Raw genomic sequence first — 19,988 nt, 5'->3', positions numbered from 1 at the left:
TGAAGGCGTACCTAGCGGTCACGGGTCCGACCGGGGTCCCGCTGAGTCTCGCCTCTCTGTCGCAGCGCCTGATCCCGCGTCATCGGCGCCGGTCGCTCCCGCACGAACCGCTCCACCAGCGCGGCGAGGGCGCGATCCCCGGCCCGCTCCGACCGCGACAGACGCAGGGCCTCGGCTACCAGGACACGCCGGATGGCCAGTTCACGCGTCCGGATCGCCTCCAGCCAAGGCGCTTCGCCTCCGCCCGTGGAGAGCGCCGCCCGATAGGCGGCGGCGAGCACCTCGGGCAACGGCCCCTGCCCCGCCGCGAACCGCTCACGCATCTTGCGCACCGGGAGGCGTTCGGCCTTGTGGGTCACGCCCCGCGTCCGCCGTGACGTCGCCTCGGCCTCGACGGATCGGTCACGAAGAGCGCGGGCGTACCCTTCTCGCCAGGCCTGCAGGTCCGCCTTGCGCGGATTCAGCCGCTCGCCGTCCCGCCCGAGCCGTCGCACCGTCAGATGGACATGCGGGTGCCGGCCCTCGTCATGCAGGGCGAAGACATAGGGAAAGCGTTCGCCGAATGTCTCGGCCGCGAAGGCTCTCGCCGCGTCATGCAGGCGGACGGCGTCGGTTCCGGCCGGCATGCTCAGCACAATCGACAGGCTGATCGAAGCGTCCCGTCTGCGCCCCGGCTCGAGCGCAAACTCCTCGGCCCAGTCGCGCGCCAGATTCCGCACCTGTCCAAGGCCTTCCAGCCGTTCCCCATCGGGACCCTCCAGCACCAGGGCGCCGTTGCGGCTGATGTAGTCCAGATGCGCTTTCAGATGGACGCCGTTCCGGGTCCGGCCGGTGATCTTCACCATCACCTCGGGCGCTCGCCGCGCCACCCGCGCGAACCGGGCGGATGGGTCGCCGCCGCTCCCTCGAGCCGGCCGCAGCACCGCGGGCGTGATCCGGGCGCGACGGATATCGACGGGCGGCCGCAGCACCTCCTCGAACCCGCGTGATGACCGGAAGTCCGTCACGAGGCCGGCGCCCAGTAGGCGAGATTGCCCTCGAAGGCCTCGCCGAGCGCGTCGACCCAAGCCGAGATTTCCGCCTGGAAGGCGCCGAGTTGAGCCAGCTCCAGATCCAGCACCGCGCCGTCCATCACGGCGGTGTTCAGGGCCCGTGCAATCTGGTTGACGTTCACGCCTATCCGCCTGAGCTCGCGACGCACCTCGATCAGAGCCAGAGCTTCGGGCCGGCTGAACTGCGGCCGATCGTGCAGCCGGCGGCGAATGAGCGCCACACTCCATTGGGTTCGGGACAGGCCCGTCGCGGCCGCCTCGACCTCCAGGAGACGCAGGTCGGCCTCGTCCAGGCGCAGGGTCAGCTTGCCCGACCTGGCCATGGGCGGCCCTTCCTCCGGCGCCGGCCGGGGCGCTTGGGCGGCGCCTTCCATGAGCCGCCGCAACAGCCGCGAGCGTCCGCCCTGACCGGCCGCGGCGGCGTCGAACCGGCGGGTCAGATCGGGCGAGAGGCGAAGGGTGATGCGGTCCATCGGAGAGCGGGTCTGTCAGACATTGCCGGCGCAAAGCCTATCCTGCCCTAGACCGTCATCACCTTCGCCCCGTAGGCCTTCGGTGCCGCCCGCCCTCCCCTCGGCGACCAAAGCCGGCCGCTCGCCCGCCGCCCTGAAGGGCGCCCCAGCTAGGCGGCGTGCCTTATCGATCCGCGGGATTTTCCCCGACTTCAGGTCTGGACGCGGTGAAGGGACGGCCGACGGAATAGCGACCGTCGAACAAGGAGTCGCCCGGCGTCAGCTCGATGCGTCGCGGTCCGGGTTCACCGGGGCGAAGCGGCCAGGCCTGACAGACCGGCGCTTCGCTTCCGGGCGTCCCCCGGCAGTTCCAGGCCTCGCCGAAATACCCGACGGTGTTGATGGTGATCGTGTTGGCGGCAGGCAGGAAGGCCGCCATCGGCCTCAAGTCGGGCATCCGGGGATTGGGCGCCTTCATGGCGTGGACGTTCCCCACGAGCACGAGGTTGAGATCGTCCGGATGGGCCTGTGAGGCGGCCTGCAGCAGGGCCGCCATCGCGACTTCCTGACCGCCGGCCTCGACCTCGGACGGCTGGATCGCACTGACCCGGATCGTCCGTCCCTCGGCGCGAAGTCCGCGCAAGCCGTCAGCCAGGTCGAGCATGGCGATGCTCATGCGGCCATCGGTCGAGGCCCCCAGGGCCGACACCAGGGCAAGGCGATCCTGCTGCGCTCCAGCGGAGGCGAGGTAGGTTTCGATCGCGGAGGTGGCGGTCGCCGGCCACTCCAGGACGGCGTTCACCGAGCGACCTTCCTCGAGCGCCGCGCAGATCAGATCGGCGAAGAAGACCGGGATTTCCGAGGTGCCGTGGTAGTCGCCAACGATCAGATACTGGACCGACCTGTCAGACACCAGGGCGCTCGCGCCCTCGATGGGCGTGCAGGGCCGGGCGACCGCAGACTGGGTGAGAAGCAGCCAGGCGAAAAGGGCGCCGGCGAGGCTAGGCCATGACAGAGCGCGCTTCCTGGACATCCGCGGACCAGTCGTCGTCAGAGTAGGTGAAGCAGCCATTATTCTCCGCCCGGTGGTCATCATACGACGCAAAGATCTCGGCGAAGCGCGGCGTCACGCGCGCGTCGCTGAATCGGAAGGCGTCCCGGGGCGCGGGGCCAGCCTCGAAATGGGGGTCGCCCGCCTCCAGAAAGTCGCAGAAGGCGCTCAGGAGCGGCGGAACGCTCGGCTCCTTTTCGAGCCAGAGAAACTGGCCCATCGGATTGACCTCGAGGAACATGTAGCGGCCGTCGCGGCCGACGCAGAAGTCGAAGCTTCCAAAGACCAGGCCGATGCGATCCATGAACGCCAGCGCCCGGTCATAAACCTCGGCGGGGAGTTGCACCGGCCGCAATTTCAACCCCCGACCATCGGTGTAGCAGAGCCGCCAGTCGGTGACTTCCTCGGATGTCCCCGAGGCCACCTCCACCGCGTAGCAGGTTCGCCCCATGAACACCGCGCGCACCTCGGCGGCCTTGGCGACATAGTGCTGGAAGATCGCCGGAGTCAGCGCGAGGCTCTCCAGATGCTCGGCGACCAGCGCCTCTGAAATCTTGGCGGTGAAGGTCAGCCGGGTCTGCCGGGCTGTATTCCAGGCCGCTGGCTGGAGCGGCTTGGAGATGACTTCGCCAGGCGCATCCTTCACGAATGCGAGGATCGCCGCCGGATCATTGGAGATCAGGGTTTCGGGAACATCGAACCCGACATCGACCGCACACTTCAATTGGAGGGGTTTGCTGGCGTAGGTCCCGGCGCCCGCGACCGGATTGACCCACCATCCGCTCGTGTCGATGAAGGCGTTCAGGGCGGCGTCGACGATCCGGGCCTGACGCAGGGCGAACAGGCGATCTATGTCGGCGATGCTCGAGGAGATCGTGGGACCGCGATGGCGGCGCATGACGCCGGCGTCATAGCCTCTCAAAGGCCCGGCCGAGACCGCCGGCGCCCAAGCCTCGCAACCGTCCTTCCCGGCGCGCAGCGAGATCGACTGCGACGCCGGGAAGTCGGATCGGAACAGGAAGTCCACCGAATGCCCCCGCTGCTCAAGCAGCCACCGGATGGCGGCTGCGTGTTCATCGAAGGGTATGGTGTCGATGAGGACTTTCACGTCCGGCGGACTCAGACGTCCAATTCATCCCACCAAGCGGGCCCGTTGGGACCCGCGGAGGCCGACTGGGTGTAGGTGCTGCAGCCGTCGGAATCGTACATGATGACGTGGTCGTTGCCGCCGCCGATGGCGCGGACTTCGTCGGGCGTCAGTTCCGGAAGCGGCGCTCGCACATCCTGAACGCCAGGAGCGATATGCCAGGCGAATACGCGACTCAGAGCACTCATAACAAGGTCCCTCCAAGGCTGTAAAAACGCCGTGACGCTACCATCGCGATCTGTCGAAAGATACCAAGCTCACGCGAATGTAACCGCAACCTGAGGGATGCAGGCGTCGCGACCCGGATCAGTCGCCGACGGGCCCACGTCGGGTCGCTTCCGGTTTCGGATCAACGGGATCGCCGCTGTCTTCTTGAACCGCGTCGGGCGCGGGAGGTCGGCGGTCGGGAGACGGAGCCGTCGGCACCGCGGGAGCTGCGGCGTCTGGTCGCGTCCCCGTGTCGGGCGCCGGTTCAGGGGGCGGCAGGAGGTCCTCCGGGCCGCTGACGTAGATTTCGGGCGGCCGCATTACTGGACGTCGTTCCGGTACGGGAGCCGGCACCGGTTCATGAGGCTCCGGTTCATGAGGCTCCGGTTCATGAGGCGGCAGGAGGTCCTCCGGGCCGTTGACATAGATCTCGGGCGGCCGCATCACCGGACGTCGTTCTGGCATGACGGGCCTCACTTGAAGCGATCGGACGGGAGCCGGCGGCTCGGTCCCGGGAGGTTCCAGACCTCCAACGCCGGCGATCAGGACCAACGTGATGATCATTGCAGAAATCCTCGGCCCAGCCGTTGTAGATTAACACGCGCGACACCGCGCCGCCAATGTGCTCGGGTGGCGAGCATCGGTCCACACCAGAGGCCGGAGGTTGAACGCCTTCGCGCAGCGAGACTATCGTGAGGTGGTCCGGGAGACACCGACCACAGGGGTAAGGCTTGGCTCAACCACGCTCGCCGTCTTCAACGCCGCCTCGTCGCAGCGACAAGGCCCCGTTCGTCGCGGGATCGACGTGAGCCTCGCTTCGCCCAGAGAGCCGCCCAAAGGTCATGAGACGGCCCGCCAGTCGGCACAGCCGTGGCTTGGAGAAATTGTCCTCGCCCGCCCCCCGGGTCTGCGCACCTACGGAACCATTCTGGGTCTGGGTATCGCGGTCGCGGTTTTCTCGCTCGTCTTCGTGTCTCTGGACACCACCGTGCGCCTTGAGGGCAAGGTGGTCCCCGCCGGAGGCGAGATCGAACTGGCCAGCCGCAGCTCTGGAGTCGTCACGCAAGTCCATGTCCGCAACGGTCAGAGCGTTCGCCCCGGTCAGGTTTTGCTTGAGGTGTCCGGCGATCGGAGCACTTCGACAGGCGAGAGTCTCGCCGGCGTTCTTGGGCAGGCGCTGGATCAACAACTCGCTTCGCTCACGCTCCGAAAGGATCGACTGGAGGCGGCTTTCGAGGGCCGGCGCGCCGAGGCGCAAGCGGCCACCGCAGCGGCTCGGCTCGAGGTCGCGAGCGCCGAGCGACTTCGCGCCCTGGCGCTGCAGCGTCGGGAGTTGGTGGAGAACCAGGTCGCCCAGATCCAGTCCCTGGTGGAGCGCGGCTATTCCTCCCGTCTTGAGCTCAACCGGCGCAACGAAATGTTGCTTCTGGCGGCGCAGGAGTTCGAAACGGCCGAGGCGCGGCTGGCCGCCGCGACGTCGTCGGTGATGCGCGCGGCTGCTCAGGCATCCGCCATAGAGGCCGAAGCCGAAGGCGAACTGGCGCTGATCGATGCCACGCTCTCGGAACTGAGAGGCCGGCTGACCCAGGCGGGGGTCGAGGGCGAGGAGTCCCTTCGCGCGCCGATCAGCGGCGTCGTGTCCCACGTGGCCGCGCGCGTCGGCGCCCAGGTCGACGCGCAGGCGCCATTGGTCTTTCTGAGCACGGGCGCGTCGGCGTTCGAACTGGAGATCTACCTGACCCCGCAAGCGAGACGGCACGTCTCCGTCGGCACGCCCGTCGAGGTCCGGTTCGCCGACTTCCCGCGTCAGCGATACGGACAGGTCCTTGGGACCGTGAGCGCTGTCAGCGGCGCGCCGGTGCCTGACCCTCGTCCAGGCGACGGCGGCCGGGACCGCGTCTACGTCGCGACGGTGCGCCTCACGCGGTCACGGGCCGATCTCGCCGCGCGCGGCGTCGCCCTCAACCCCGGCATGGAAGCGGCCGCCATCGTCCGGACCGAACGGGCGCCGCTTTGGAGACTGGTTCTGCAGGCGCTCGACGGTTCCGCAGGGACGTCCGGAGGCGCGCGATGATCCGGTCCTCCCGCCCTCTTCCGGTCGTTCTTCAAGCGGCGGGATCGGAATGCGGCCTAGCCTGCCTGACCATGATCGCGAGCTACCATGGTCACGATGTGAATCTGGCCGGGATGCGCGGCCGGTTCCCGGTGTCCATGGCGGGCTCCCGGCTCTCTGATCTGATCGAGTTCGCGGGCGAACTTGGACTGCAGACCAGGGCTGTGCGGGCGCCCCCCGAGGATATCGGTTACCTGAAGACGCCCGCAATACTGCACTGGAACGCGCGCCACTTCGTGGTGCTCAAGAGGGTCGCTGGACGACACGCGATCATCCACGATCCGGTCTCGGGCGTGCGTCGCATTCCCCTCGCCGCGCTCGGCGGATCCTACGACGGCGTCGCCCTTGAGTTGGAGCCGCGCGAGGATTTCGCACCGCAGTCCACGACTGCGCATGTCTCTTTGCGCGACGCCTGGGGACCCATCCGAGGCGGCGGAGCCGCGGTCGCCCAGGTGATCGGCCTGTCCTTGCTCGTTCAGGTCCTGGCCTTGGCCGCGCCCCTGTTCCTCCAGATCGCTGTCGACCGCGCGACGGGACAAGGGGACAATGGCGTTCTGTTCGCCCTGGCGATGGCGTTCGGGGGCGTCTTCCTGATCAAGGCGTTCGCCGAAGCCGCACGCGGATGGACGCTGCTCTACTACAGCAACCTCCTAAACTTTCAGATGCTCAAACGGCTCTTCAGCCGACTGCTGAGGCTGCCTCCGGCCTATTTCGAGACCCGGCATGTCGGCGACATCATGAGCCGAATGGGGTCGGCCCGCACGCTGCAGGCCACGATGACCGAAGGGTTCGCGTCCGGGCTGATCGACGTCGGGCTCGGCCTCATCCTGATCGTGACCATCGCTGTCTACAGCCTTCCGGCCTGCGCCGTGATCCTGATCGCCTCGGGTCTGCTGTTCGCGATCAACCTTGTCGTGTCCGGGCGCATGCGCGTGGTTCAGGAGGAAGCGATCGCCGCGACGGCCTCCGAGCAGTCGCACATGATGGAGTCCATCCGCTCCGCCTCGACCATCAAGCTCTTTGCCAAGGAAGCGGACCGGGTCGGCGCCTGGGAAGGGCGCTACGTCAACGTCGTCAACCAGTCTATCCGGTTGGGCCGCTATTCGCTGTCTTTGCGCTTCGTCCAGGAAGTGATCATGGCGGTCCAGGGGCTGGCGGTGATCCTGATCGGCGTGCAGGAGGTCCTCGGAGGCCGACTGACCGTGGGCGCGATCGCCGCCCTCGTCGCCTACAGCCAGATTCTGACAGGTCATCTCAACGGCTTCTTCGTCCAGTTCGTCCAGTTTCGTCTGCTCAGGGTCCACCTCGGCCGCCTGGCGGATATCATTCATTCGCCCCTCGATGTGGGTTGGGACGGGCCGGCGGCCGCTCCGGTCGGCTCCCATTCCATCGCCTTGCGGCAGGTCTCTTTCCGCTATGGCGCCGGGGAGCCCGATGTCCTGCGCGAGGCGGATCTGGTCATCGAGGACGGGAGCTTCGTGGCGCTGACCGGCCGGTCCGGGTCGGGAAAGTCCACCATCGTCCGCATCATCCTGGGCCTCCTCCAGCCGACGGGCGGCGATGTCCTAGTCGGCGGCCGGCCGCTGTCGGGACCGATCGTAAGCGCGTGGCGGGCCGACGCGGCGGCCGTCATGCAGAACGACCGCCTGTTCTCCGGCACCTTGAGCGAGAACATCGCCTTCTTCGACCGTTCGGCTGATTTTGAACGCGTCCGCGAGGCGGCCCGGGCCGCCGACATCGACGACCACATCATGAGCCTGCCCATGGGATATCGGACCTCGGTCGGCGATATGGGCTCGACCCTGTCGGCGGGGCAGCACCAGCGGTTGCTGCTCGCCCGAGCGCTCTATCGCCGACCCAAGGTGTTGATCCTGGACGAAGGGACGGCGAACCTGGATCCCGAGTCGGAGGCTCGGATCGTGAAAGTTATCCAGGCCCTGCCGGTGACGCGCATCATCGTGGCCCATCGTCCCGCGCTCATCGACGCCGCCGACAGCGTCTACACGATGTCCGACGGGCAACCGGTCCGGCTCCGGTAAGCCTCGTCATCATCGTACGACGCGAGTTCCCCAGCGGGCGGCGGTCGACATGCATAAAATCCGAATGAAGGAAGAAGGGGCGGCGCGGTCTCCGCGCCGCCACAGCCCTGTCAGCGGGACCAGATGAGACTGTGTCCGCCCTCCATCTCGACCAAGGAGGCGTAGATCGGCGCGGGGAAGCTGGGATCGTCGAGCTTGACCGACAGGTACTCGCGGTTCTGCTGGCTGGTCTTCTTCCAGGCGGCGCCGAACTCGGTCTGGCCGGAGAAGATGCGGAAGTCGGGAGCCTTGTCGTCGGTCTTCTCGTTGGCCCGCAGCTGGGCCGCCTTGACGTTGAGGGTCAGGGTCTTGATCGAACCGTTGTAGCTGCCGTCCGCTTGCTGGGTGAAGGTGCCGATGGTGGCCATGGTCGTCTCTCCTTGCTGATCTCGGGCCACGCCTGCCGCGGCCTCGATGGCGATCGGCGGACCGGGAGACGGGCGACCCGCAGGTCGGAGCGCCGCAGGCGGGAGGGACCCCGAAGCGCACGCGAAGGACCGGACGGAGCGCGTTTCTTGGCTTGCGCGAGGAGGCCGACAGGCCGGGGAAGAAACTCGCTCCGCCCGGTTGCGGAAGGCGACCGGCTTTCGGTCAGATCAAGCCCATTGAGAGGCCGCGCAAGGCTGAGCCCGATACAGGAGAGCCGCCCCCTCGGCGCCTCGGTCATCCGGCAACGGGCGGCTGTCCGGTGATCGACATCCTGCCTTCGCCCAAAGCATGCCGCCCTCTATGCCTAGACTCAGAGAAGAATCGGCCGGCGATCCTCGCGGCCGCGATGACCGCCACGATTTCAACCGGCTGGTCCAGACGTAGAGCACCGCCAACGACGCGCCGAAGATCCGGTCCAGCAATCACCAGCGCGTCCTGCCTACGCTGGATCATCCGCTCTGCGGACGAACCTCACCGCCTCTGATTTCAGATCAACTTCGGCCTCGAAATGCGCCGAGAACCAAGCCTGCTTCTGCGGCGCGGTTTCGGTTTCGGCGTCGCCCGATGTCTGGGACCATACTTGCCCATGTCGCCATCTCGGCAACGGGATGAGCTGTCGTCAAGCCGATGGCGCAGGGTCATTGTTTGAACCTGCCCCGAGAAGTCGATAGATTGATGTTGACCGTCCGCGCTCTCGGGCGGCGAGGGAAGGAGAAATCCCTTGGCGACACATCCTGAAACCATCCAATTCACGGTGATCCGCGGCGACGGCGATTGGCGCGTCCTTCGCGACGGGCAGAGCTTCGGCCAGTTCGATTACAGCGTCGACGCGATCGAATCCGCGCTCGTTCGGGCGACGACGCTGATCGACAAAGGCGCACGGGTTGAAGTGTTCGTCCAGGACGCGGCCGGTCAGTTGCGGCAGGTCGATCCAATGGGCGGTGAGGTGCTTCACTAAGGCTGCAAGGCGACTACTTCGCACTGGTGGCGTTCGTTCCAGCCCCAGACATGGCGGCAGAGCAGGCGTTTAAGCCGGATCAGCATACCGTCTTCTATTCATTCAGCGACAACACCGCTGCGACAGCCAAAGAGCAGGATGCCCAAAGCAGTCGAGGACGCGGGTTCGCTTCCAGCGTCGGACGGGGATATCGCCCAGGACACGGGCCGACGATGTCGACACGGTCCCGCTCGTTGCATCGCGCTGGAGTTCGGCGCTCTCGGAAGGTGTTCAGGCGATTGAGGTCAGCGGACGCCAAACCAATTTCAAGCAGCCAGAGCCAGCGGCGTGGGGACGCAGTCAGCCGATCCGGTTCCAGGTTCCATCCGGGCTATAGGTCCAACTCACGCCCTCGATGTCCAGCCATTCGCCAATCGGCTCGTCCGTCGCGTCAGACCCAAAGCGGATGACGTTGCCGTCGTGATCTTCGACGTGCAACTCGCGCGCGCCCCAAGGATAGTTGTTAGGTCCGCCATCGTCCGACGAATGAAGGCCTCGATATCCGCCGCCGCCTGATCGTCCGAACCGGCGTGGGCGAATGGGGAACCTACGGCCCACACAACGGCGGTGAGCAGGGGGAGGATCTTCATAGCGATTTTCCGAATAGGTGCCGTCCCGTTGCGACGACCTTGGCCGTAAGAGGCGTCTACCCCCGGGTTCGGATGCGCTCCGCGAATGTTTTTACGGACATGGTGGCGGTAGGCTCCGTCCGCCCCGGACCATCGCGAATCCGCCTTGTTTAAGCAGGCTCACCGCTCAGGAGGCGGTTTGTCAGAACCCAGTTCTCTCGCTGGCTTGAATGCGCCAGGAGCGGACTTTCTGCGCCAGGCGGAAAGCAGGCGTTCCTCCCACAAGGCCGAGGTCCGCTCTCGATCCATTGCCGACCTAACCTCAAGAGGCAACACGGCCGTGTAATGAGCATCACGCCCGCGATTCTGAGCGTACGATCAAGGAAGCTTGTTCTCGACCTCCGACAGTGGCCCGAACGCGGCACCGGATCACGGCGATTATTGGTCAATGTTCATAGCACCGCCGCTGGTACCCCGACCACGACCAAACCAAAGTCGGTCCGACGCCTGCGCACCCGGTTTCGCGCGCGCAACTTCCTGAAGTCTCCGTGGATGCGGTGATCCACGTTGGCGAACGGCATGGCGTTGTCGCTTCGGTTAGCCTATCGCGCCCGCGCCGAGGCGCGCACCTCGGCGGCCGGGCACCACCGCATCGTCTCGACGCCGGTATTGGGATCGCCAACGGTGATCCTGTCCGCCCCCTGCACGTGCAGGGTTTCACCCGTCGTGGCATCGACCACCCAATCCGCACCGCGCCGTCGCGCGCTTGCGACCGACTCCATGCGGTTCGCGTTGAAAGGCGACAGGTCGATCCATCCCGCGCGGCGGCCGTCGTAGTAGAAGATCATCTCGCTCGTCGTGCCGCAGGCGGCTTGAACCGGCACGTAGTGGCCGGGACGGATACTGAATGGGGCAACAGGGGGTGGAAGGGATGCCGGAGCGCCAACGCGGCTGGCAGCGGCTGTTCCCTCTGCCAGTTGTGGCCGCTGCGATCGAACGGCTACCTGCATGTTGGCGGATAGCTGCGTGAAGCTGCATTTCTGATAGGGGACTTCATCATAGGAGGTGATGGAATTGCCGCCCATCACAAGCCGCACAAACATTCCAGGCCCGGCAGGGCGCAGGGCGATGGTCGGAAAATCCCCCATGTCGCCGTCGGCGCTCCACCCCAACGTGAAGCCACGGCTGGCGGCCGCAAAATCTCGATCGGGCGCTCGCCGGGGAGGTCCGACGCGGGCGATGAGATCGGCGCCCGAACTGGGGCCATCATTACCGTCCCACTCCTCGTTGGTCTGAATCTCGCCAACGCTCGCCCCGTCGTAGAACATAACCTCCGTGGCGCGCCCGCAGCCCCGTGATGCTTCAGCGTAGACACCTCGCTCGATCGGCAAAACGGGACCTGCGGTTGCCGTTTGCGCCCTTGGTGCGGGCTGAATGGATGCGACGTTGGCCGATGTTTCGGCTGCATCGCGTTCGGCCGATGCGGCCGACGTTTCCGATCCGCAGGCTGTCGCCGCCAAGGCGGCGATTATGACGATCGCGGCAGGGGCACGGTCTCGCCGCGTCTTGACTGCTTTATGCCGCACGGCTGGCCTCTTTCGTGCTTCTGATTGCAGTGGCGACTGCTGCATTCAGTTTTTCGAGGATGGCTGCACGCAGTCGGCTCGCGGCCCAATACCGCCAGGCGAGCACACCGCCGCCAATGACAAAGCCGTAGATGATGGGCCGCCATGAGAGCACGTTGAAACCGAAGGCGGCGATCACCCAGAGCGCGACAGGGAGCGACAGGAGCATGGCGAAGCGCAGGAAGCCGGATGGCCGTCTGTAGAGCCAATCAACACGGCGCGGGAAAATCTCGTGCCGACCGGTGTCATGGTTGATCAGCGCGACGGGGGCGCCGGTCTCGCCTATGCGACCGGCGCAAACGAGGGTGAGACGCTGGCCTTCGCGCACGCCGAACGACACGTCGGGCAGCTCGACGTCGAACTCGCTGCCATCGTCTTCCCGCACGAAGAACCGCTGGAGGTGGGTCGAGGAAGTTTGGACATGGGCGGTGGCAGGGGTCACGCTCGTGACACGCCCGCCAAAGTTCGTGTTCACGCTGCCCGATGAATACTGCGTGGTCGTCGACTGCACGGTACGGCCCTGCACGGCAGTCACCGTTCCTGATTTGGTAAAGACGTTGAGCTGCGCAGCATCCGCCACTTCGTAGTTGCTGCCCGTCCTGCCAATAGCTCCGAGCAGGGCCCCTACCGGACCCATCGCGGCCATCGCGATCCCACGACTGTTCGACATCGCTCCTCCGCTTCGACGGTCATGCAGTCCGGCCAGGGAGCTGCCGAAGGAAGTGATGAAAGCTTCGCCGATCGATGTCATATGCAAGATTAGGTATATGCCCGCTTGACCAGAGCAGCGTCTTTCAGGGTCGGCGCTGACCGCTCAGGAGTGATCAAGTGTATCGAGCCAGTGGCCTGTCTGACCGTCTCAACAATGCCTTCGAGGCCATTGACGCCGCGGGAGCGGGATTTGAGTCCTGGCCCACCGCGCTGACGCTGGTGCGGGACCTCACCGGGTCAAAGGTCAGCCAGCTGGTTGGCATCGGAGCAACCAGCCAAGCCTCCCCATATTGGACCACGGTTGCTGACGCGGAGGAGGCGCAGGAGCTCGTCGAGGCTGGCGTTGCCGATCTTCGCGTCAACTCGCGCCGCCGTGCGTGCGCGACCATGCCGGTCATGACGCTGCTGGACGAAAATGATTTCGATACCGAGGGCGACAGCCTGAGCCATCCTGCTTACGGGGATTTTCTTCGCCGCCGTGATTATTCTTATATCTGCGCGATCCCGCTGGTCCGCTCGCCTGATCTGACAGTCACGCTCAGCGTCACACGGGGCGCGTCGGCGGGCGGGCTGAGCGCGGAAGGCAAGCGACTGTTCACGGCCTTGGGGCAGCGCGTTCGGCTCGCGATGAAGATGCAGGAGATGCTGAGATCGAATGCACTCGATCGGCTCATCTCTACGCTGGACCAGATGACGCAAACGGCCTTCGCCTGCGGCCCGGACGGAAAGGTGCTCACCTGCTCACCGCAGGGCGAAAACTTGCTGGTTGCCGGTGACAGGCTGATGCTGACTTCTGGCCGCCTGACGGCGCGCACGCGAAAAGCCGCAATCGGCTTGTCCGAAGCGATAAGGCGCGCCTGTGCTGGCGGCGGCGCGGATGCAGCGCATCCAATCATCGTGCACGACCCTCGGGGCGAGCGTCCTATGGTCGTCGAGACCATCCCGGTTCCTCCGGCCGCTTCAGACCTCTGGGGTGGTTCAGTAGCCCTGGTGGTGGCGCGTGAGCTTGACGCGACCCGAGGGGCCGCGCGTCTGGCGCGGCTGGGCGCGCAGGTCATGGATTTTACACCGGCGGAAGAAGCGGTCACGAGAGACCTCCTCGCTGGCCTGTCGCCCAAGGAAACGGCAGAGCGTCTGGGGATCGCGGTCGGCACGGTTCGGGTCCACGTGCGGAACGTCTACGCCAAGACCGGCGTGCGCAATCAGCTTTCCTTTGCCGCCTTCATGGGCGCATTAAGATGAAGACTGGAGTTATTTCCATAGCTCGCAACCGCCGCGCCTGACGGGTCGGACGTTCAGGCTGGCGTCGCCAGGGCAATTGCGCGCTAGGAGCGGACATTTGCTTGTCGCCGAATGCGGACGGTCCGACGCCCTGCCCAGATGTGCTTCGGCTTCAGCGGGGCTTTGGGCCCGATGAGAACCCGCGTTCCAAGGTCGCCTAGGTATGATGAAAAGGTCAGACTGGCGCATGGCTAACCTCCCAGGAGATGGCCTCCCTGCCCTGCTGATTTTACTCCCGTCGCGTCAGGCCTGCGCCAGGATCAGACATTGGCGGCACGCCGAAAACGCGACATTCAGACGGGCTGGGAAGGTCTGTTTTTGGGCCCTATGCGGAAGACCATGTCCGACCCATACAGGACGTTCGAGATCCTGGGGGCGGTAGCGCCTCGGATGCCTCTGGTGAAAGCCGCGGGTTCTTGAACAGACCGGCTTATTGAGGCGGGGGCGGGAGGACGACACTGAACCTAGCGCCGTTGCTCTCGTCGTGACCTGAGGCTTGGACTTGGCCGCCTAGCTGGCTAACGAGACCGGTCACAACACGCATCCCCAAACTCTGTGTCGCAGCTTCGATTTCGAATCCCTTGGGAAGTCCGGGGCCATCGTCAGTCACCGTCAACGCGATATTCCCTCCCGCAGGGCGGCAATCCACTTGAACGATACCCGCCCCATGTTTGGCAGCGTTGGTGACGAGCTCATTGATGATCAGGCCAATCGGCTGGACCCAGTCTTCGGGGACCGACGTTTCCTCTCCGGATACTCGAACGGGCGTATCCAACACATCAGACAGGTCCGAACAGAGGCGCTGCAGAAAGGCCAGGCAAGCACCACTGGTGCCCTCTCTCGAATAGAAATGTCGATGGACCTGAGCGACGGCTTCGATCCGTTGAGCTGCGATTTTCAGTTCGCTCGCCACGTCCGTGATCACGACGGACTTGCTTTGCATTTTTAGCAGGGTGGAAACGAACTGTAGGCTGTTCATAACGCGGTGATCTATCTCACGCGCCATCAGCCCTGCTTGTTGGATCGCCTTCCGGGCCGACAATCGAAGTTCGAGTTGATCCATCACAATCGACGCAAGTTCAGTCAGATCGTCGAGCTGGCTTTGCTCCACCGGCCGCGCTTCGAAATCGATTACGCACAAGGTCCCGAGATTGTAACCGTCTGAAGTGGTGAGAGGCACGCCGGCGTAAAATCTCAGGCCGAAGTCACCTGCCACCAATGGATTGGCCAGTGTGCGGGGATCAACGCTAGCATCGGTGACCACATGGGCCGCGTTGCCCAAGACAGCAGAGGCGCACAGCCCCGGCTTCCGATCAATCTGGCTGATCCGCAAGCCGTGGTGCGACTTAAACCAGATACGGTCTTCGTCGACGATACTGACGATTGAGATGGGAACGGCGAACCGCCGGGCAGCCATCGCGGTGATCCGGTCGAACGCTCCGTCCGGCGGGGTGTCGAGAATATCGTAACGGCGCACGGCGGCCATGCGCTGCGGTTCATTTTCTCTGATCAAATCCGATATTGGGGCGTTCACGTAGAAGCTTTCGGTTACCGGAAGTCCGATTATTGCTCAGCCTAAATGAGATGCCCGGCTTTAGATAGTCAGTGCTATCTGCGCGCCTTATCGGCAGCGTCCAGCAGTCGCAACCCCGAGATCTCGGCGGCATCTGCCGTCAACTCGACCGCCAGTGGCCGCGGGTCGCTAATGAACTGGATGGGACACTGCTGTGAGGAACCGAGTGCGTGAAGCTGCGCTGTGGTCGAGGCGTCGGGTTCCGTGCGAACCAAACGCAATGAAGCGGGTCAGGAGCCTTGGGGGATTGATGTCTACGCACTCGATGGAACAGAGCTTCCGGCATGGCGGAGAGGCCGGCGCGTTGATGGACCGCTTTGATTGGTCCACATCGTCGGTCGGCGTTCCAGACGCCTGGCCGCAACAGCTCCAGACGTTGGTCAGCATCGTTCTGGGTTCAATTCAGCCGATGTTCGTGGTGTGGGGCCCGGACGGCGCCCTCATTTACAACGACGCCTACAGCGAGATCCTTGCCGCAAAGCATCCGGCTGCGATGGGTCGGCCGTTCCTCGAAGTGTGGTCCGAGATCAAATCAGACCTCATCCCGATAGTGCAGCGAGCCTACGCCGGGCAACCGGTTCACATGGCTGATATTGAGCTTCACATGCTCCGGCGTGGATACCTCGAGGAGGCTCACTTCGCATTCTCCTACACGCCGATCCGGGATACCGAAGGTCTTGTCGCCGGTTTCTTCTGCGCCTGCACGGAAACGACCGCTCAAGTCCTCTCTGATCGCAAAGAGGCCGAGCTGATCGCACGGCAGCGACGGCTCTTCCAGCAGGCTCCTGGCTTCATTACCATCCTGCGTGAGCCAGACCACGTGTTCGAGTTCGTGAACGACGCATACGTGAAGTTGTTCGGCGACCGTTCCTACATCGGCAAGACTGTCCGGGAGGCCTTCCCGGATCTGATCGGACAAGACTTTTTTGATTGGCTGGACCGAGTCTACGCGACCGGCGAACGTTACATTGCCAGCGGTGTATCAGCCCGGTTCAGACTTCATCCGGATCACCCCGAGACAGAGCGGACTCTGGACTTCATCTACGAACCTGTACTCGACGAAGCGGGGCGGGTGACGGGCATCTTCTGCGAGGGCCACGATGTCACGGAGATCCGGACAGCGCAGCTGGCTCTGGAAGAGAATGACAGGCGCCTCCGCGAACTGAACGTGACGCTCGAGAGCCGTGTGGCCGAAGCGTTGGCTGAGCGACGCGTGCTGGCGGAAGTGTTCGATACCACCGATGCCTTCATTCAAGTGGCTGATCTCGACTATCGCTGGCTCGCCATCAACCAAGCCAGCGCCGCCGAATTTGAGCGGATTTTCGGAGTCCGGCCGTCGGCAGGCATGTCGATGCTTGAGATACTGGCCGACCGCCCGGATGAACAAGCCGCCGTCAAGGCGGTCTGGGCCCGGGCACTGGCAGGCGAGGGCTTCACCCTGATCGACGAGTTTGGGGATCACGAGCGGGATCGTCGGTACTACGAAATGAAGTTCAACGTGCTGCGGGACGCAGAAGGTCAAACCATAGGCGCCTACCAGTTCGTCTACGACGTCACCGAGCGGCTGACGCGTGAGTCCGAGTTGCTACATGCGCGCGAGGCATTGCGGCAAAGCCAGAAGATGGATGCCATGGGGCAGCTCACGGGAGGCGTCGCTCACGATTTCAACAACCTGCTGACGCCCATTATCGGCAGCTTGGACATGATCCAGCGCCGCGGTCTGGGGGATGCCCGCGCCCACCGGATGATCGACGGAGCGCTTCAGTCGGCAGAGCGGGCCAAGACGTTGGTGCAGCGCCTGCTAGCCTTCGCCCGACGCCAGCCCCTCCAGCCTCAACCGGTCGATGTGAGCACCTTGGTGCGGGGGATTGAGGAACTCCTAGCGACCACCCTGGGTCCCCGGGTGAGAACCGTCCTCGATGTGCCCGCTGACCTTCCCCCGGCAGTCGCAGACCACAATCAGCTGGAAATGGCGCTGCTCAATCTGGCGGTCAACGCGCGCGACGCGATGCCCGACGGGGGAACCCTGACCATTGCATTGTCGGGTGATGCGGTGCCCTCAGGCAACCCCGACGGCCTAAAACCCGGAACCTATCTGCGCCTCTGTGTGACCGACACGGGGACCGGCATGGACGAAGAAACGCTGATGCAAGCGACGGAGCCCTTCTTTTCCACCAAGGGGGTGGGGCGCGGCACCGGCCTCGGTTTGTCGATGGTCCACGGCCTCGCCGCCCAACTCGGCGGCGCGCTCCGTATACAAAGCACAGTCGGCACCGGCACGACGATCAAGGTCTGGTTGCCTGTGTCGGCCGGAGAGGCGGGGGTGCCCAAGGATAGCCTTCCACCGTCGACCGCTCGCGGATCAGGTCTTGTGCTGCTTGTTGACGATGAAGCACTCGTGCGCGCCACCACAGCGGACATGCTGACTGACCTGAACTATCAGGTCATCGAGGCGGCCTCCGCCCATGAGGCGCTCAGACTGCTCGAGCAGCAGCCTGGAATCGACGCGATTGTGTCGGATCACCTCATGCCTGTGATGACGGGCACCGAACTCGCTCACGAGGCGCGCCAGCGGAGGCCGGATCTGGCGGTGCTGCTGATCTCCGGCTACGCAGACGCGGAAGGGGTCGACCCAAACCTCGCACGCCTGACGAAGCCATTTCGACAGTCCGAGTTGGCAGCAAAGCTATCGGAGCTCGTGCGGAAACCTGAAGGCGCTCCCACCTGACCTGGGCGGCAGATCGCCGTCAACTGAAGGTAGGCCAATAGCTTGGCAAGTGCGACGAGAAAGGTCGACGAGACTTCTGAATGTGGCCGGCAAATAGCCAGATTGCCGAAGACCGATGTCGCATTACTCGCCGGTCGAGCGCTACCGCCTCAGCGACAGCCCGCTTCACTCCTGCCCAGTCCTTGATGCCGGTGCACATGCCGCAATCATCGCGCGCCGTTCGGCACGCAGCGTCCGCGTTCCACCGGCAGGCGACTGTCGCCTGTCGACCCATGGCGGACATTCCCTTCCAATCCTCTGTCGTCCGGCACTAGGTACTCTATGGGCCTTCCCTCCTCGTGGCGTCATCGCGAGGTCGCTCCCGCAGCAGGATCTTCCAGACGCACCTCGAGCGGCTGATCAGTCAAAGGGCGGCTGTTTTGAACGCTCCAGCCCGCAGGCGTCACCTTGGCGGATACTCGCCACGCGCTTGTCATCCTTGAATATATGGGCCGCAAACCCGCTGGCGTGCTGCTCTAGCAACGCTTTGGCCTCCAGCTTCGCCTCTTCCAGGCTGCAAGCCGCCAACGGCTCCATGTGGGGGACTGAAAGAATTTCGGACTCAACGAAACAGAAGTAGGTCATACGCGCTACGCCTTCTCGCAACATATGTTGTTCACTACGAGGCGGCTAACGAGTCCTGAATGGCCACGGTTCCTCCTTCCAGCGCTGAACGTCACCCCCTGAGACTATTCCTGCGTCAGCTCGAACTTCACTCAAAGCTAGGCGCGGAGGCGAAAGACGCAGTCTTGGCGCTACCCTTTCATACGGTCGCCGTGGAGGCCGGGAACTACATCCTTCGCGAAGACGACACGCCGGTCGCCTGCGCGGTTCTGGTCGATGGTTTTGCCTACCGCCAGAAAGAGACGGTCACAGGCAAGCGTCAGATCGTCTCCCTTCACAATCCGGGCGAAGCGCTTGACCTTCAGCAGCTAGCGCTGGTGACGGCTGATCACAGCCTAAGGATGCTCACGGATGGAGAGGTCGCTTACATAGACCATAAACACCTACAGCGCTTGATGACGGCCCACTCTGACCTGGCGGAAGCAATTTTTCGGGCTACGTTGATCGAGGCTTCGATCTTCAGGGAGTGGGTGTTGAATGTTGGTCGGCGTGACGCCCGCACCAGGATCGCCCACCTCCTCTGCGAGTTTGCGATGAGACTGGATCGGTCCGGACTGACGCGGCCGGAGGGGTATTTGCTCCCCATGTCCCAGGAACAACTCGCGGACACCACGGGCCTGACCACGGTCCATATCAACCGCATCCTGAAGGTTCTCGCCGCGGAGGGCCTGATTGTTCGAAAGGTGCGAGGTATCGCCTTCGAGTCGTGGACACGCCTCAAAGAAATCGGCGGATTCGACGGGCGTTATCTCCACATCGACCATCAGACGCCCCGTGCCAGGGAGCGAGGGGCGAGAGAGTCAGCATGATATAGGTTTGGCGCCTGGAAGCCGGCTTAGGGCCGGGCTCCTTGCAGCGCAGAAGCCTCTTGGGCGTAGAAGTGCAGGACGAAGAGGATAAGCCCCTTGTTGTCCTTCACCGTGCAGCTCCAGTCGCCCACGCTCCAGAACCTGTCCGGGTAGCTGTTGAGCAGCTCGCCTGAGAGGCGCACCGCCTCGATTCGGGCCGCGTTCAGCCCCTCAAGCACGACACCCTCTTCGTCGATGTAATCAGGACCGTCGGCGATATCGAAGAAGAAGCGGGGCATATTGGGCTCTAGACTCGGAGCTAGATGCTGCAAGCGTGATGGTCCCTGCCACAAAACGCCGCTATGCCGTGACAACATGGATCAATTTTCGGGAATTTCTGACTCGACCTTCGGCGCGGTAGCCACCCGCCGCACCTTGTCCTCAAAGGCGTCTGGGTCGCAGGTTTGATGTCCGCTTTCCACCCTTAGGCGAACTTCGTCTCCCGACCATTTGCGGACTCACTC

18 protein-coding genes are annotated in these 19,988 nt (G+C 64.4%); 6 read left to right on the top strand and 12 right to left on the bottom strand.

Going from position 1 to position 19,988, the window contains the following annotated elements; translation table 11 throughout:
• Positions 1–11: 11 nt before the first annotated feature.
• The 5 genes from ACFQQC_RS18330 to ACFQQC_RS18310 form a co-directional block, all read right to left on the bottom strand.
• On the bottom strand, positions 12–1,007 hold the full coding sequence (locus ACFQQC_RS18330) for a relaxase/mobilization nuclease domain-containing protein (protein ID WP_376863982.1): 996 nt from the start codon (positions 1,005–1,007) through the stop codon (positions 12–14).
• Entirely contained in the window at positions 1,004–1,525 is a 522-nt protein-coding gene (mobC, locus tag ACFQQC_RS18325; protein ID WP_376863981.1) for a plasmid mobilization relaxosome protein MobC, read from the bottom strand. The genes ACFQQC_RS18330 and mobC overlap by 4 nt, the downstream gene beginning before the upstream one ends.
• 163 nt (positions 1,526–1,688) lie before the next feature.
• The gene (locus tag ACFQQC_RS18320) at positions 1,689–2,417 is read right to left on the bottom strand and encodes a hypothetical protein (RefSeq protein ID WP_376863980.1); all 729 of its coding nucleotides are present in this window, start codon (positions 2,415–2,417) and stop codon (positions 1,689–1,691) included.
• A gap of 88 nt (positions 2,418–2,505) precedes the next feature.
• Positions 2,506–3,663, bottom strand: coding sequence for a hypothetical protein (locus ACFQQC_RS18315; protein WP_376863979.1), 1,158 nt, complete (start codon positions 3,661–3,663; stop codon positions 2,506–2,508).
• An 11-nt stretch (positions 3,664–3,674) separates the two neighbouring features.
• A complete protein-coding gene (locus ACFQQC_RS18310) occupies positions 3,675–3,890 on the bottom strand; it encodes a hypothetical protein (protein ID WP_376863978.1) in 216 nt (71 codons plus the stop codon).
• 683 nt (positions 3,891–4,573) lie between these two features.
• On the opposite strand from ACFQQC_RS18310, the gene ACFQQC_RS18305 reads away from it, so the two are divergent.
• Both ACFQQC_RS18305 and ACFQQC_RS18300 read left to right on the top strand, forming a co-directional pair.
• Positions 4,574–5,983, top strand: a complete 1,410-nt coding sequence (locus tag ACFQQC_RS18305; protein WP_376863977.1) for an HlyD family secretion protein — start codon at positions 4,574–4,576, stop codon at positions 5,981–5,983.
• Positions 5,980–8,061: a peptidase domain-containing ABC transporter gene (locus ACFQQC_RS18300; RefSeq protein ID WP_376863976.1), complete on the top strand. Its 2,082-nt coding sequence runs from the start codon at positions 5,980–5,982 to the stop codon at positions 8,059–8,061. The genes ACFQQC_RS18305 and ACFQQC_RS18300 overlap by 4 nt, the downstream gene beginning before the upstream one ends.
• A gap of 110 nt (positions 8,062–8,171) precedes the next feature.
• Here ACFQQC_RS18300 and ACFQQC_RS18295 read toward each other — a convergent pair whose 3' ends face one another.
• Positions 8,172–8,468: a DUF736 domain-containing protein gene (locus ACFQQC_RS18295; RefSeq protein ID WP_376863975.1), complete on the bottom strand. Its 297-nt coding sequence runs from the start codon at positions 8,466–8,468 to the stop codon at positions 8,172–8,174.
• Between the two features lie 782 nt (positions 8,469–9,250).
• Between ACFQQC_RS18295 and ACFQQC_RS18290 the strand changes: the two genes are divergently transcribed.
• The gene (locus ACFQQC_RS18290; protein WP_376863974.1) at positions 9,251–9,487 is read left to right on the top strand and encodes a hypothetical protein; all 237 of its coding nucleotides are present in this window, start codon (positions 9,251–9,253) and stop codon (positions 9,485–9,487) included.
• A gap of 339 nt (positions 9,488–9,826) precedes the next feature.
• On the opposite strand, the gene ACFQQC_RS18285 is transcribed toward ACFQQC_RS18290, so the two are convergent.
• The 3 genes from ACFQQC_RS18285 to ACFQQC_RS18275 all read right to left on the bottom strand — a co-directional run bounded on the left by ACFQQC_RS18285 (position 9,827) and on the right by ACFQQC_RS18275 (position 12,471).
• Positions 9,827–9,964, bottom strand: coding sequence for a hypothetical protein (locus ACFQQC_RS18285; RefSeq protein ID WP_376863973.1), 138 nt, complete (start codon positions 9,962–9,964; stop codon positions 9,827–9,829).
• Positions 9,965–10,697: 733 nt separating this feature from the next.
• On the bottom strand, positions 10,698–11,423 hold the full coding sequence (locus tag ACFQQC_RS18280) for a hypothetical protein (RefSeq protein WP_376863972.1): 726 nt from the start codon (positions 11,421–11,423) through the stop codon (positions 10,698–10,700).
• 247 nt (positions 11,424–11,670) lie between these two features.
• A complete protein-coding gene (locus ACFQQC_RS18275) occupies positions 11,671–12,471 on the bottom strand; it encodes a hypothetical protein (RefSeq protein WP_376863971.1) in 801 nt (266 codons plus the stop codon).
• Positions 12,472–12,548: 77 nt separating this feature from the next.
• Between ACFQQC_RS18275 and ACFQQC_RS18270 the strand changes: the two genes are divergently transcribed.
• A complete protein-coding gene (locus ACFQQC_RS18270; protein WP_376863970.1) occupies positions 12,549–13,673 on the top strand; it encodes a helix-turn-helix transcriptional regulator in 1,125 nt (374 codons plus the stop codon).
• A gap of 469 nt (positions 13,674–14,142) precedes the next feature.
• Here the strand turns inward: ACFQQC_RS18270 and ACFQQC_RS18265 are convergent, their stop codons facing one another.
• Positions 14,143–15,198, bottom strand: a complete 1,056-nt coding sequence (locus ACFQQC_RS18265) for a sensor histidine kinase (RefSeq protein WP_376863969.1) — start codon at positions 15,196–15,198, stop codon at positions 14,143–14,145.
• 337 nt (positions 15,199–15,535) lie between these two features.
• Between ACFQQC_RS18265 and ACFQQC_RS18260 the strand changes: the two genes are divergently transcribed.
• A complete protein-coding gene (locus tag ACFQQC_RS18260; protein WP_376863968.1) occupies positions 15,536–18,013 on the top strand; it encodes a PAS domain-containing protein in 2,478 nt (825 codons plus the stop codon).
• Between the two features lie 399 nt (positions 18,014–18,412).
• Here the strand turns inward: ACFQQC_RS18260 and ACFQQC_RS18255 are convergent, their stop codons facing one another.
• Positions 18,413–18,637 carry a hypothetical protein gene (locus ACFQQC_RS18255; protein WP_376863967.1) on the bottom strand — a complete coding sequence of 75 codons (225 nt, stop codon included), beginning with the start codon at positions 18,635–18,637 and terminating at the stop codon, positions 18,413–18,415.
• A 59-nt stretch (positions 18,638–18,696) separates the two neighbouring features.
• On the opposite strand from ACFQQC_RS18255, the gene ACFQQC_RS18250 reads away from it, so the two are divergent.
• Positions 18,697–19,485 (top strand): Crp/Fnr family transcriptional regulator, encoded by a 789-nt coding sequence (locus tag ACFQQC_RS18250; RefSeq protein ID WP_376863966.1) that lies wholly within the window; start codon positions 18,697–18,699, stop codon positions 19,483–19,485.
• Positions 19,486–19,511: 26 nt separating this feature from the next.
• Here the strand turns inward: ACFQQC_RS18250 and ACFQQC_RS18245 are convergent, their stop codons facing one another.
• Positions 19,512–19,763 carry a DUF6894 family protein gene (locus ACFQQC_RS18245; protein WP_376863965.1) on the bottom strand — a complete coding sequence of 84 codons (252 nt, stop codon included), beginning with the start codon at positions 19,761–19,763 and terminating at the stop codon, positions 19,512–19,514.
• Positions 19,764–19,988: the final 225 nt, after the last annotated feature.

The organism is Brevundimonas sp. GCM10030266, from assembly GCF_042666595.1.
Lineage (GTDB): Bacteria > Pseudomonadota > Alphaproteobacteria > Caulobacterales > Caulobacteraceae > Brevundimonas.
This window is presented reverse-complemented; position numbering and strand designations above follow the sequence as displayed.